This window comes from Microbacterium sp. ZOR0019 (assembly GCF_000800925.1).
GTDB lineage: Bacteria > Actinomycetota > Actinomycetes > Actinomycetales > Microbacteriaceae > Microbacterium > Microbacterium aurugineum.
The window spans coordinates 1-12,304 of record NZ_JRKC01000010.1 but is presented as its reverse complement, the minus strand read 5'-3'; the positions used below and the strand labels follow the sequence as shown (position 1 = coordinate 12,304).

Annotated in this window: 12 protein-coding genes; 9 read left to right on the top strand and 3 right to left on the bottom strand. The window is 67.6% G+C overall.

What is annotated here, in order from left to right:
- Positions 1–4 precede the first annotated feature (4 nt).
- The 6 genes from L978_RS03055 to L978_RS03030 all read left to right on the top strand — a co-directional run bounded on the left by L978_RS03055 (position 5) and on the right by L978_RS03030 (position 7,161).
- Positions 5–1,138, top strand: a complete 1,134-nt coding sequence (locus L978_RS03055; protein ID WP_047520175.1) for an FAD-dependent oxidoreductase — start codon at positions 5–7, stop codon at positions 1,136–1,138.
- On the top strand, positions 1,135–2,157 hold the full coding sequence (locus L978_RS03050) for an amidohydrolase family protein (RefSeq protein ID WP_047520173.1): 1,023 nt from the start codon (positions 1,135–1,137) through the stop codon (positions 2,155–2,157). Before L978_RS03055 ends, L978_RS03050 begins: the two co-directional genes overlap by 4 nt.
- Entirely contained in the window at positions 2,154–3,143 is a 990-nt protein-coding gene (locus L978_RS03045; protein WP_047520171.1) for a fumarylacetoacetate hydrolase family protein, read from the top strand. Before L978_RS03050 ends, L978_RS03045 begins: the two co-directional genes overlap by 4 nt.
- A 125-nt stretch (positions 3,144–3,268) precedes the next feature.
- On the top strand, positions 3,269–4,786 hold the full coding sequence (locus L978_RS03040; RefSeq protein WP_047520342.1) for an MFS transporter: 1,518 nt from the start codon (positions 3,269–3,271) through the stop codon (positions 4,784–4,786).
- A 20-nt stretch (positions 4,787–4,806) separates the two neighbouring features.
- Positions 4,807–6,387, top strand: coding sequence for a GMC oxidoreductase (locus L978_RS03035; RefSeq protein ID WP_047520169.1), 1,581 nt, complete (start codon positions 4,807–4,809; stop codon positions 6,385–6,387).
- Positions 6,388–6,396: 9 nt separating this feature from the next.
- Positions 6,397–7,161 carry an SDR family NAD(P)-dependent oxidoreductase gene (locus tag L978_RS03030; protein ID WP_047520166.1) on the top strand — a complete coding sequence of 255 codons (765 nt, stop codon included), beginning with the start codon at positions 6,397–6,399 and terminating at the stop codon, positions 7,159–7,161.
- A 52-nt stretch (positions 7,162–7,213) separates the two neighbouring features.
- Here the strand turns inward: L978_RS03030 and L978_RS03025 are convergent, their stop codons facing one another.
- Positions 7,214–7,858, bottom strand: a complete 645-nt coding sequence (locus L978_RS03025) for a TetR family transcriptional regulator (RefSeq protein WP_052193289.1) — start codon at positions 7,856–7,858, stop codon at positions 7,214–7,216.
- Between the two features lie 101 nt (positions 7,859–7,959).
- On the opposite strand from L978_RS03025, the gene L978_RS03020 reads away from it, so the two are divergent.
- Positions 7,960–8,778, top strand: a complete 819-nt coding sequence (locus tag L978_RS03020; protein WP_047520164.1) for an SDR family oxidoreductase — start codon at positions 7,960–7,962, stop codon at positions 8,776–8,778.
- Positions 8,779–8,844: 66 nt separating this feature from the next.
- Here L978_RS03020 and L978_RS03015 read toward each other — a convergent pair whose 3' ends face one another.
- Positions 8,845–9,297 carry a DUF805 domain-containing protein gene (locus L978_RS03015; RefSeq protein ID WP_047520162.1) on the bottom strand — a complete coding sequence of 151 codons (453 nt, stop codon included), beginning with the start codon at positions 9,295–9,297 and terminating at the stop codon, positions 8,845–8,847.
- Positions 9,298–9,358: 61 nt separating this feature from the next.
- Entirely contained in the window at positions 9,359–10,138 is a 780-nt protein-coding gene (locus L978_RS03010; protein ID WP_052193288.1) for a CPBP family intramembrane glutamic endopeptidase, read from the bottom strand.
- A 200-nt stretch (positions 10,139–10,338) separates the two neighbouring features.
- On the opposite strand from L978_RS03010, the gene L978_RS03005 reads away from it, so the two are divergent.
- Both L978_RS03005 and L978_RS03000 read left to right on the top strand, forming a co-directional pair.
- Positions 10,339–11,388, top strand: a complete 1,050-nt coding sequence (locus L978_RS03005) for a type IV toxin-antitoxin system AbiEi family antitoxin (protein WP_047520160.1) — start codon at positions 10,339–10,341, stop codon at positions 11,386–11,388.
- Positions 11,378–12,220, top strand: coding sequence for a hypothetical protein (locus L978_RS03000; protein ID WP_047520158.1), 843 nt, complete (start codon positions 11,378–11,380; stop codon positions 12,218–12,220). The genes L978_RS03005 and L978_RS03000 overlap by 11 nt, the downstream gene beginning before the upstream one ends.
- The last annotated feature ends 84 nt before the right edge of the window (positions 12,221–12,304 follow it).

The window sequence follows — 12,304 nt, the reverse complement described above, 5'->3', positions numbered from 1 at the left end:
TGTCATGACCGCAGTCAACCGCGTCGCCATCGTCGGCGCCGGAGTCGCCGGACTCGCCGCCGCCATCCAACTCGCCCGCGCGGGGGTGACGGTCGAGGTCTTCGAGGCCAAACCGGAACTCAGCGCCAAGGGCTCCGGCATCACGTTGCAGGGCAACGCGCTCCGTGCCTTCGACCAACTCGGGGTCTGGGCGGAGATCGAGGCAGCGGGCAAGGCGTTCGAAGGGCTCAACCTCCGCGCCCCCGGCCCCGGTGCCCCGATCGTCGCGTCGCTGCCCGATCTGAAGACAGGTGGTCCCGACTACCCCTCGACGATGGGGATGTCGCGGCCCGACCTCGCTCGCATCCTTCTCGCCGCCGCCGAACGGGCCGGCGCGCACGTCACGTTCGGTGCGACCGCGACCGGCATCGAGCAGACGGCCGACGCGGCTGAGCTCGTGCTGGACAGTGGACCGGCCGGCTCCTTCGACCTCGTGATCGGTGCGGACGGCCTCAACTCCGCCGTGCGCGGCCTCATCGGCATCGACGCGAAACCGGAGCCCACCGGGATGGGCATCTGGCGAACCTTCGTCTCACTCCCGACCGACGTCGAGCGCAGCGAGCTGTACTACGGCGGGCCGATGTACATCGCGGGCTACACGCCGACCGGCGACGACACGATGTACGCGTTCCTCGTCGAGAAGGCGCAGGACCGGTTCGGGGTCGATGCCGACGAATCGCGCCGGATCATGCTCGAGCAGTCTCGCGCGTACGACGGTCCCTGGAACGCCATCCGCGCCGACATCGAGGCGGGTGCCAGCGCGAACTACACCTGGTTCACGCGCCATCTCGTCGAGGGCGACTGGAACCGCGGACGTGTCGTCATCATCGGAGACGCCGCCCACAGCTGCCCTCCCACCATCGCGCAGGGCGCCGCGCAGGGACTCGAGGACGCGATCGTGCTGACCGAACTCCTCGTCGACCACGACGTCATCGACGAGTCGCTGTGGGCCGAGTTCCATGCGCGCCGCGTCCCGCGCGCCTCGGCGATCGTCGACGCGTCGGTGCAGCTCGGCCAGTGGCAACTCGACGGCGTGCGGGATGCGGACACCGGCGGGCTCATGTTCCGTGTCGCTCAGCTCACGGCGCAGCCGGCATGAGCGCCGAGCGTTCGGTGACGGTCGACGTGCACGCGCACGTCCTGCTGCCGTCGCTGCAGGCGGGGGTCGAGCAGCGCGCCCCGGAGCTGGTCGCCGAGGCGGCGGCGCTGGAGCTGCGGCGCAACGGCGCGGAGAGCCTGAAGATCAATGGCGGCATGATCGGCTCGCGGATCGGGAAGCTCACCGACATCCACGCTCGTCTCGCCGACATGGACGAGCAGGGCGTCGACACGCAATGGGTGAGCGCGTCGCCGAACCACTTCTACCCGTGGGCGCCGGAGGGTATCGCCGTCTGGGCGGCCGGTGAGGCGAACCGGTTGATCGCAGAGCACGTCGCGCACGCCCCGGACCGACTGATCGGTCTCGGCCTGGTGCCGCTGCAGCATCCCGACCGCATCGTCGAGTATCTCGACGATGCGGTGCTCGGGCGCGGGCTGGCGGGCGTCGAGATCTCCTCGTTCGCCGGCGACGTCGAACTCTCCCACCCGGGTCTCGAGCCGTTCTGGGCGCGCGCTGCGGAACTCGGCTGCGTGGTGTTCCTGCACCCCTTCGGCTGCTCGCTCGACGAACGACTCGACCGCTTCTACCTGTCGAACACGGTGGGGCAGCCGGCTGAGAACGCCGTCGCCCTCTCGCACCTGATCTTCTCGGGCGTGCTCGACCGGCACCCCGGTCTGCGGCTCGTGGTCGCGCACGGGGGCGGATACCTGCCTCTGTCGATCGGACGATCCGACCGCGCATGGACGGCCAGGCCGGAGGCGCGGGGATGCGAGCATCCGCCGTCGAGCTATCTGCGGAAGCTGTGGTTCGACACCGTGGTGCACGACCCGATCGCCCTGCGGCGCCTGGTCGAGACGGTCGGCGGTGCGCGAGTGCTGCTGGGCAGCGACTACCCCTTCGACATGGGGCTGGATGATCCCCTCGCTTTCGTACGGTCGGCGGATCTGCCGAACGAGATCGTCGATCGCATCGTCGGTGCCAACGCGCGCGCGCTTCTCGACGCCAAGGTGCGCGCGTGAGGCTCGCGCGGTGGGCGGTCGACGACTCAGTCCTCGAGGGTGTCGTCGTCGGTGATGGGGTCGTGGCCTTCCCGGACGGAGTCTCGGTCGCGTCGCTCCTGGCCGACGGACTCGAGACGGCCCTGATCAGGCGGTCTGAACTCGAATCGCGTCCGGGGAGGCCGCTCGCGGACGTCGTTCTGCTCCCGCCGCTCGTTCCCGCCTCGGTGCGCGACTTCGTGGCCTTCGAGGAGCATGTCGAAGGGGTGAGCGCCGCGGTCGACGGGAAGAGCGAGGTCGTGCCGGAGTGGTATGACGCGCCGACCTTCTACTTCACGAACCCGCACACGATCCGCGCGACCGGGGAGCGGGTCGATGTGCCGGAGACGCGTCGTCTCGATGTCGAGCTGGAGCTCGCAGCGGTGATCGGCTCGGTGCGGGGATCGACCGGCGAGAACCTCGACACCGCCGCTGCCACCGCGCACATCTTCGGCTACACGGTCATGAACGACTGGTCCGCCCGCGATCTCCAGTCGCGCGAGATGAAGGTGCGCCTCGGGCCCGCGAAGGGGAAGGACTTCGCGCTCACTCTCGGGCCGTGGATCGTGACGGCCGACGAACTCTCGCCGTTCGTGGACGAGGAGGGATTCCTCGCGATCCGTGCGGAGCTGCACATCAACGGCGAGCTCGTGGGTGAGGACCTCGTCTCGAACATGGGCTGGCCTTTCCCGGAACTGGTGGCCTACGCCTCTCGCAATTCGATCGTGGTTCCCGGCGATGTGCTCGGCTCCGGCACGGTCGGAAACGGCGGCTGCCTCGGGGAACTCTGGGGGCGGAACCCGGATGCCGCGCCACCACCGCTCGAACCGGGGGACACCGTGCGGATGCTCATCGAAGGCGTCGGCGAGATCGTCAACACGGTCGGTGCACGGGTGCCCGCCCCTCCTATCCCTCGCGCTCGTGTGCGCACTCGCAGGCGCACGCGTGCCATGGAGAACTTTGGTTGAAAAGCGACGAAAGTAGCGATATGCTGGAGCAGACGTCGGGGCTCATCGAGTCCGTTCGCTCGGCATGGTCGCCGCAGCGGCACACCAGGTCGCGTCGATCACCCGGTCGTACGGGTGCACACGTCATGACTCTGTCTCCTCTCCGCCTCCGGCTGCTCGTCGGATCCCTTCTCGTCGTGTCCTTCCTCGGCGCACTCGATCACACCATCGTCTCTACCTCGATCGCCACGATCGGCGGTGGGTTGGGGGCGCTCGAGCAGATGAGCTGGATCATGGTCGGGTACACGCTCGCAGCGACGGTGATGCTCCCCGTGCTCGGAAAACTCGGCGACGTCGTGGGGCCGCGCCGGGTGTTCCTCGTCTCGCTGCTGCTGTTCATCGTCTCCTCCGCCGTCTGCGGGTTCGCGCCGAGCATCGAATGGCTCGTCGGCGCCCGCATCGCCCAAGGGTTGAGCTCGGCCGGGCTCCAGCTGATGTCGCAGACCATCATCGCCCGGGTCACGAGTCCGCGTGAGCGTCCCCGATTCATGGCGATCGTCGGGTCAGCGTTCCCGGTCGCCATCGTCGTCGGCCCTCTTCTCGGCGGCCTCATCACCGACTACCTGAGCTGGCAGTGGGTGTTCTGGGTGAACGTTCCCGTCGGCCTCATCGCTCTCGTCATCGCGATGACGGCGGTGCCGGCGCTCCCCGGGGGCGCCCGCCCGCGCTTCGACATCCCGGGCGCTGTGGTCTTCACCTTCTCGCTGGTGGCTCTCGTCCTCGCCGTCACCTGGTACGGCGATGCGACGCTCCGGTCGGTGTCGCTGGTGTGCCTCGTTCTCGCGGTGTGCGGACTCGCAGCGCTCTTCCTCATCGAGCGGCGGGCCGCGGCTCCCCTCTTTCCGCTGCCGTTGTTGCGGGATCGGACCATCGCCGCGTGCCTCGGGCTCTCCGCGATCATCGGCGCGGGACTCTTCGCGATGACCTCGTACCTTCCCACCTACTTCCAGATGGCGTTCCGCACCAGTGCGACACTGTCCGGTGTGGTGCCGATCGCGACAGTGCTCGGGATGCTGGTGGGCAACCTGTTCACGGGCTACCTCGTCGCACGCACCGGCCGGTATCGCGTGTATCCGATCATCGGCACGATCCTGGGCGCGTCGGGAATGCTCGGCATGGCGGCGTTGCCGCTCGGTGCGCCGCTGTGGGCGCCGGCCGCTCTGATGTGCGTGGTCGGTCTGGGCACCGGAGCCTTCATGAACTTGATCGTCGCCGTCGTGCAGAGCGCAGCACCGCAGGATCAGCTCGGATCCGTGACGGCGATGAGCAACCTCGTCCGCCAGGTCGGCTCGACCCTGGGAACCGCAGCCATCGGCGGAGTGATCGGCTTCGGCGTCGCGATGCTGCTGCCTTCGTCGCTCGACCCGTCGACGCTCACGCCGCAGTTGGTCCACACGGCTGCGGACGCCGTGCAGGATACGGTCGCCGTGATCTACCACGACCTCTATGCCCCGATCTTCGCGGCGCTCGCCGCCGTCTACGCGCTCGGCATCATCGCCGCGGTCCGGCTGCCGGCAGGGCGGCTCTCGGACGAGCTTCCGCCGGTGGCCCCTACGTCCTCAGTCCCGACCGACGTCACGTCGGCGTCCACGTCCGCCATCTGACCGCCTCGAAGGAGAGCACCATGACCGACTCACCCCTCATCGCCGTCGTCGGCAGTGGCCCGATCGGGTCCGCATACGCGAGGACGATCCTCGAGCAGTCGCCGACGGCGCGCGTGATCATGCTGGAGGCCGGCCCGCAGGTGACCACGCCTGCCGGCTCGAGCGTGCGCAACATCGTCGACCCGGACGAGAAGGCGAGGGCGCGGGAGATGTCACAGGGTCCGCAGGCCGGAGCCTTCCGTGAGTCGCTGGGCATTCCGGCCGGAGCCGTGGTGGAGGGCATGTTCACGGCACGCCAGGGCACCCACCTGCTCGATTTCGGGGGAGAGGGATCCGCTCACGCCGCGACGTTCCCGGCCGCTGCCGCTGCGACCAACGTCGGTGGCCAGGGGGCGCACTGGACGTGCGCGATCCCGCGCCCGGCGTTCAGCGAGAAGCTCCCGTTCATCGACGACGCGGAGTGGGAGGATCTCATCACCACCGCCGAGGGGCTCCTGCACCAGCAGAGCGCTGCGTTCTCGGCCTCACCGATCGGGGCTGCCATCCGGTCGCTGCTCGAGGGCGAGTTCGGGGCGGAACTGCCCGACGGATACGGCGTGAGCACGTTGCCGGTCGCCGGTGATCCACAGTCGGACGGCTCGATGCTGTGGGCCGGCGCCGACACCGTGCTCGGCCCCCTCCTGACCGAGGGGAGTGACCTCGCCTCCCGGTTCGAACTGCGCGACCTCACCCTGGTGCGCCGGATCGAGCACGAAGACGGGGTGGTCAGCGGCGTGACGATCCAAGACCTCCGTACGGGCGAGCAGTCCGTCCTCTCGGCAGACGCGGTCGTCATCGCGGCAGACGCCTTCCGTTCCCCGCAGTTGTTGTGGGCATCCGGCATCCGTCCAGCGCCGCTCGGAAGGTACCTCACCGAGCACCACGTCGTCATCACCACGATCGCGCTCGACGCTCCGCGCATGGCCGACCTCGTCACGGAGGAGGAGTTGGAGGGAGAGCTCGCACGACGCGCGATGAACCCCGCCGACCCGGTGGCGGCGGTGAACCGCATTCCGTTCTCGGAGCCCGACCATCCGTTCTCCTTGCAGGTGATGTACGCCGAGAACCCGCCCTTCCAACTCGACCCGGCTCATCCCGCGGCCGGCAACCGGTGGGGCTACGTGAACATGGGGTACGGCGTGCGCAAGCACCCGCGTATCGAGGACGGCGTCTCATTCTCGGATGACGAGCTCGACTACCGCGGGCTTCCCAACATGACGATCGAGTACGCCCGGACCGAGGTCGAAGAGGCGGAGATCGCTGAAGCCACTGAACGCCTGCGTCGTGCAGGCCGCGCGTTGGGCGCGTTCGTCGCCGAACCGCGCCTCCTGCCGAACGGCTCGAGCCTGCACTACATGGGAACCGTGCGCTGCGGCACGGACCCCGCGGTGTCGGTCACGGATCCGTACTCGCGCGTCTGGGGGTTCGAGAACCTCGTCGTGGGTGGGAACGGCCTGATCCCGACCGCGAACACCATGAACCCGACCCTGATGAGCGTCGCCATCGCCGTGCGCGGAGCGAGAGCGCTCGCCGCACACGTCGGATCACGGACGGCCGACTGAGGCGTCCCGATGTCCGGCGCGGTGCAGCAGGATCTTCATGAACGGGTCATCGTCGTGACGGGAGCGGCCGGCGGTCAAGGGTTGCAGGAGGCCTTGCTCCTTGCGTCGCGTGGCGCGGCCGTGATCGCCACCGATATCGCCGATGACGCGCCCGACACGATCGTCGAGGCCGGGATCGAATACCACCGTCTCGATGTCGCCGATGAAGAGGGGTGGGCGCGGCTCGCCGGTGCCGTGGCCGCGCGGCCCGTGAGTGGTCTCGTCAACAACGCGGGGATCACGTATCGGGCACGAATCGAGCAGACGACACGGGAGGAGTGGGACCGCGTTCTCGCGATCAACGTCACCGGCGCGATGCTCGGCATCCGTACGCTCGCTCCGATGATGGGACAAGGATCATCCATCGTGAACATCGGCTCCTCCGCCGGACTGAACGCGCACTACCCCGCGGCGTACACGACGTCGAAGTGGGCGCTGCGGGGCCTCACGCACGTTGCCGCCACCGAGTACGGCGCGCGCGGCATCCGGGTCAACATCGTCCACCCCGGATTCATCGAGACGCCGATGACGGCGACCGCACCCGCTGCGATGAGAGAGGCTCAGCGGGAGCTGACGCCACTCGAAGGGTTCGGGACGTCGGCGGACGTCGCCGGTGTCGTGGCGTTCCTGATGTCGGACGCGAGTCGGTACATCACGGGCGCGGAGATCCCCGTCGACGGCGGGTTCACGTCTTCGTCGGGCGCGAAGTACATGGCGGATCGGACCGCGCCCTGACCGAGTCTCCAGAAGGTGGCGCATCCTCCGGTTTCGTCGTCGGGGAGTCGACTCAGCCCGAGTGGGGGTCGGCGCCACGGTCGGTCGTCGTGCGGATCGTCTGGAAGGCGGCCATGGCCGTGTCGAGGTAGTCACCGAACGGAGCGCTCCGGTCCGAGGCGAACCAGGCACTGCGTGCGGCCTGCATGCAGGCGAAGGCGGCACCCACGAGTGCGGCGGCGGTGGGGTCTGCGGGGTCCGGATCCTGGCCGGTGAGCCTGGTGGCGACGCGTCCGATGAGGAGCTGCTGGACGCGCTGCATCCGCTCGAGGTATCGAGCGTTCAGCTGCGGAGAGCTGCGCACGATCTCGTCCATCGCGTCGTTGCGCGCACGCTGCCGGTCGTCCTGGACGTAGTCGAGCGTGATGTCGAAGACGCGACGCAGCGACACCCAGACCGGTTCCTCGGCGGGGCGGTCGTCCAGCGCTTCCGCCATGCGATCGGCGAACAGGTCGTACTTGCCGATCACCAGGTCGTCCTTGGAAGGGAAGTAGCGGAAGAACGTGCGCTTGGACATCCCCGCCGCTGCGGCGATCTGATCGACGGTCGTCGCGTCGTACCCCTGGGCGACGAACAGATCCTGCGCCACCGACGTCAGCTCGGTCTGCACGAGCCTCCGTGTGCGAACGCGCATCGGCAGGGGCGTGTCCTCGCTCATGTCTCCATGCTAGCACCGAGGGCGTACTTGACACCCGGTGTCAAAACAGCCATATAGTTGCACATGGCGTCACAAGACGTCGAAGAACATCGAGGAGCATCATGAGCAAGGTCTGGTTCGTCACCGGTTCGTCGAAGGGCTTCGGCCGGGAGTTCGTCGTCGCGGCGCTGCAGAGAGGGGACAGGGTGGCCGCGACGGCGCGCAACACGGACACACTGCAGGACCTCGTGGAAGAGTACGGCGATGCCGTCCTTCCGCTTCAGCTGGATGTCACCGATCGGGACCAGGTCTTCGCCGCAGTCCGGGCCGCTCAGGAATCGTTCGGTCGGCTCGACGTCGTGATCAACAATGCAGGGTACGGGCTCTTCGGCACGGTCGAGGAGATCACCGCGCAGCAGCTGCGCGACCAGCTGGAGACGAACCTCTTCGGCGTCTTCCATGTCACGCAGGCCGTTCTCCCGCTTCTCCGCGAGCAGGGATCGGGACACATCATCCAGATCTCCACGATCGGCGGCGTCGCCGCGTTCCCGTCTCTCGGCGGCTACCACGCATCGAAATGGGCGCTCGAAGGCCTCACGGAGTCCCTCGCCCAGGAGGTCGCCGGCTTCGGAATCAAGGTCACCCTCGTCGAGCCCGGTGGGTTCGCCACGGATTGGGCAGGATCCTCCGCTGTGTCCGCCGACGCGCTTCCGGCGTACGCACCGCTCCACGAGGCGATGGCGGCGCGGATGGCCGGCACCGTGAGCCCCGAGCCCGTCGGATTCGGATCGGCGATCCTCAAGGTGGTCGATGCCGAGAAGGCGCCGCTGCGTGTGTTCTTCGGTGAACAGCCCACCCAGATCGCCCCGCACATCTATCAGCAGCGCCTCGACGAGTGGGCCGAGTGGGCCCCCGTCTCGCGCGAGGCCGAAGGCAAATAGCGGTCGGTCGCGCGGTCGTCAGCGAGTCCGCCAAGTTCGTGCGATGACGTGCTCGATCCTCGCGCCCTACCGGTCGAACCGGGCCCCGGCGGGACGCGCGCTCAACACGGTGAAGATGAACAGCACGATGGCGCCGATGATCGGGACGAAGACGATGAAGAACCACGCACCGCTGCGATCCGTGTCGTGAAGTCGCCGCCAGGTGAGCGCGAGGGCGGGAATGAGGATCGCCGTCGCGTAGATGAGGAACGCCACGCCGACCGGGCTCGCCAACGGAAAGGAACCTCCCGCTGCGAACGGTGACAGCAGGTTGACGGGTCGAAAGTCCCACTGCGGGTCGGTCATGGGTCCGAGGGCATTGAACGCCACGGCGACAAGCGTGTTCGCCAGCACCCACCACCAATACTCGCTTCGGCTGGCCCTCCCGCTGAACGTCGCGTACTTGCGAAAGAAGCGCGAGACCGCCTGCGGGAACGAGGCGCCGTAGAGGGGCGCGCTGAGGGCGGTCTGCGTCGTCACACCGAGAACCTCATCGAACGGCGTCCGGGTGAACTCTGCGACGACCGGACCGCCTCGGACTTCACCGGGTGATGCCTTCAGCGGTGTCGGTGCGGGTGCTGCGGAACGTGAACCAGACGACGGTGATGGCGAGGATTCCGATCGTCATCTGCAGCACGCCGAGCGCATTCGCCAGAGGCCCGGGGTTGCCGTGGCCCACGGCGAAGACGGAGAAGTCCCACACGGCGTGCAGCACCATCGCCCAGATGAGGGTCCCGGTCGTGCGACGCAGGATGTAGAACACGGTCCCGATCGCGAAGGCGCTGCCGACCTGGATGAGGGTGGGCACCAGATCCTGACCGAGGAAGAAGTTCATGAAGTGCATCAGGCCGAAGGCCGCGGAGCTGAGGAACCACACCCATACCTCGGAGAGGCGGCTCCGCAGGGCGACGATCATGAGACCGCGGGAGGTCATCTCCTCGGTGAAGCCGACGAGCAGCAGCACGAGTGACGCCGCGAAGAAGGCGCCGTCATAGGACGCCCAGTCGGTGACGGCGAGGGTGAGGATCGCGGTGAGCGCGAGGAGGATGGGCACGAAGACGGGCCACCGGTGATGGCTCCGGGCATCCTCGAACAGCGCCGGACGCCACCATCCGAGCACCGATGTCGTGATGGCGAGGAGGATGGTGGCGACGATCAGAGAGAGACCGCCGCCGAGGAACAGATTGCTCCCGCTGTCACCCCACTCGTCATAAGGGATCCCGCTCGCGACCTGCACGCCGAAGACGACGAGGACGTAGGCGATCCAGATCGCGAAGCCGATCCAGACCCGGGGACGGACGCGAAGCGCGGGAGAGCTCATGTGGTGATTCTGGCAGACGCGATATTTCGGATTTGCGTCGTGGTGACCGAGGCTCACCCCTGCGGTGAAGTCATCGGCGTGGATAAGGTTCGCAGACTCGATGGATTCACCGTGACTGGCCGCTAGAGTTGTCTTCTCCCGAGTGAGTTTTACTAGGTTAAATTGAGAATAGTCAGTAAATATCGATCGAGGAGATAACTATGGCATCGCGAGAAAACTCCGCAATCGCAATCTTGTTGCGCGTCCTGCCGCCAGAGTTTCACGTCGAGCCGCGGGCCGACGCGGTGGATGTCTCCCTCGGAACACGCCGCTGGGCCCTTCAGCCGATCTGGGCAGGTGAAGGCCTCCCCGCCGACATCCGTCGCATCCGGAACGACGTCCTACACGGACCCGCGGGGGTACACGGGCTCCCTGTCATCGCAGCTCGCCGAATGAGTTCGGGAGCTCGGGATCTCCTCGACGAATCGCAGCTTTCGTGGGTGGATGCGAGCGGGCGCGCGAGTATCGTCATTCCCGGGGAAGTGTACCTCGCACGACTCGACCCGGTGCCGGCAGATGCGGGGCGGCCGTTCACATGGTCGGGGGCCGCGCGGGCTGTCGCGGAGACTCTCCTCACCTGGAGAGTGCGACACCGTAACAACGTTCCTGACTCGATCGGCCGGGTCGGCGCGATCGCGGAAGCCGCCGATGTCTCTGTCGCCCATGCGGCGCGAGTCCTCCGACAGTTCGACGAACAGGGGTACACGGCGAAAACTGGTGCAGAGCGTGGGAGCACCGCGACACGTGAGCTGCGTGATCCAGGGCGCATGCTGAGTGACTGGGCTGGGCAGTACGCGCTGAAGGACAGGGCTCCGGCGGCGGACTTCCATGTTCCTTGGCGCGACCACGCCCAGAGCCTGTCGCTGATCGCCTCTTCCCTCAGCGCGTTGGACTGGGCGCTGACCGGTGCCGCGGCGGCGGATCGTATCGCCCCGTTCCTCACCAGCATTCCCACCGTGGACGTGGCCGTGCCGTTCAGTGCCTTGGCGGAGGCCCGACGAACGTTGTCGAGCCACGAAGACGTGCATGAAGTGGAACGCGGAGGGCGGGTGCGCGTGTTCACCGCTGATGAGTACCTCTTCGGTCTCACAGATGACCAGAGGGGCATTCGCGTCGCGTCGCCCGTCCGTGTTTACGGTGACCTTCTGCGCGAGCGGGGTCGCTCGGTCGATGCGGCGGAGCACCTGAGGGAGGTCGCCATTGGATTCTGAGACTCGCAGTCGCGAGGCCCGCGTCCGTGCGGAGGACGCTCTCGTTCGGTTCGCATTGCTCGCGGGCGAGCACGCGCGGGACTATGTCGTGATCGGTGGGCTCAATCCCGACTTCTTGGCGACCCGCGCACCCGTCCCTCACCAGGGGACGACTGACATCGATCTACTTTTCGCTCTCGGGTTCGACCGCGTCGCAGACGCTCCGGACTTCTCCTGGGTGGACACCGTGCTCGACGCGGGAGGGTTCGCATCAACGAACGGATGGCGCTGGGACGCGATGTCGGGGGACGCGAGAATACGTCTGGAGTTCCTCTGCGACGTCTGGGATCACACTGAGGACACGGTCCCGCTCCCGGGGTCAGCTCTCGCTGTGGCGAGCAAGATCGCCGGCCCCGCTGCTGCGCTTCACGACCCGGTGGAGCGTCGGCTCGCGGTTTCCTCAAGCGTGCGCACCTTCATGCCCGACGCTCCCGAAACGATGATGCTCCGTTTCGCGAATCTCGGCGGCTATCTCCTCGCCAAAGCAGCGGCAGCGCACTCGAGGATGCTCGATAAGGACAAGTACGACTTGATGTACGTGATCCCCTACAACCAGCACGGCCCGCGAGAAGCCGCTCGTGCCGTCGCTCGCCAGCTCGCCGCCACGGACGAGTCGTCGGATCGGGCGGAAATCCGGCGTGTGATGGAGCGCTACCTGGATTCGTCCGGGGTATGGGCGGGGGTGTTCGCCGAAACGATGCTCATCACGGGTGACACGGCGACTCGCGATCAGCTCCGCGCTGACGCGGCCGAAGGGGCTCGCTCGTTCCTGAACGAGCTCGAGAAAGCGTAGGAGCCCGCCCCGGCCGCCCGCGATCCGGAACATCTCAGCGCCAGGAATGACGAGGCGGGCAGGGCGTCCGATGAGGACGCCCTG

Coding starts and splice junctions, on each gene's coding strand:
- L978_RS03055 (WP_047520175.1), top strand. CDS start 5: ATGACCGCAGTCAACCGCGTCGCCATCGTCGGCGCCGGAGTCGCCGGA.
- L978_RS03050 (WP_047520173.1), top strand. CDS start 1,135: ATGAGCGCCGAGCGTTCGGTGACGGTCGACGTGCACGCGCACGTCCTG.
- L978_RS03040 (WP_047520342.1), top strand. CDS start 3,269: ATGACTCTGTCTCCTCTCCGCCTCCGGCTGCTCGTCGGATCCCTTCTC.
- L978_RS03035 (WP_047520169.1), top strand. CDS start 4,807: ATGACCGACTCACCCCTCATCGCCGTCGTCGGCAGTGGCCCGATCGGG.
- L978_RS03030 (WP_047520166.1), top strand. CDS start 6,397: ATGTCCGGCGCGGTGCAGCAGGATCTTCATGAACGGGTCATCGTCGTG.
- L978_RS03025 (WP_052193289.1), bottom strand. CDS start 7,858: ATGAGCGAGGACACGCCCCTGCCGATGCGCGTTCGCACACGGAGGCTC.
- L978_RS03020 (WP_047520164.1), top strand. CDS start 7,960: ATGAGCAAGGTCTGGTTCGTCACCGGTTCGTCGAAGGGCTTCGGCCGG.
- L978_RS03010 (WP_052193288.1), bottom strand. CDS start 10,138: ATGAGCTCTCCCGCGCTTCGCGTCCGTCCCCGGGTCTGGATCGGCTTC.
- L978_RS03005 (WP_047520160.1), top strand. CDS start 10,339: ATGGCATCGCGAGAAAACTCCGCAATCGCAATCTTGTTGCGCGTCCTG.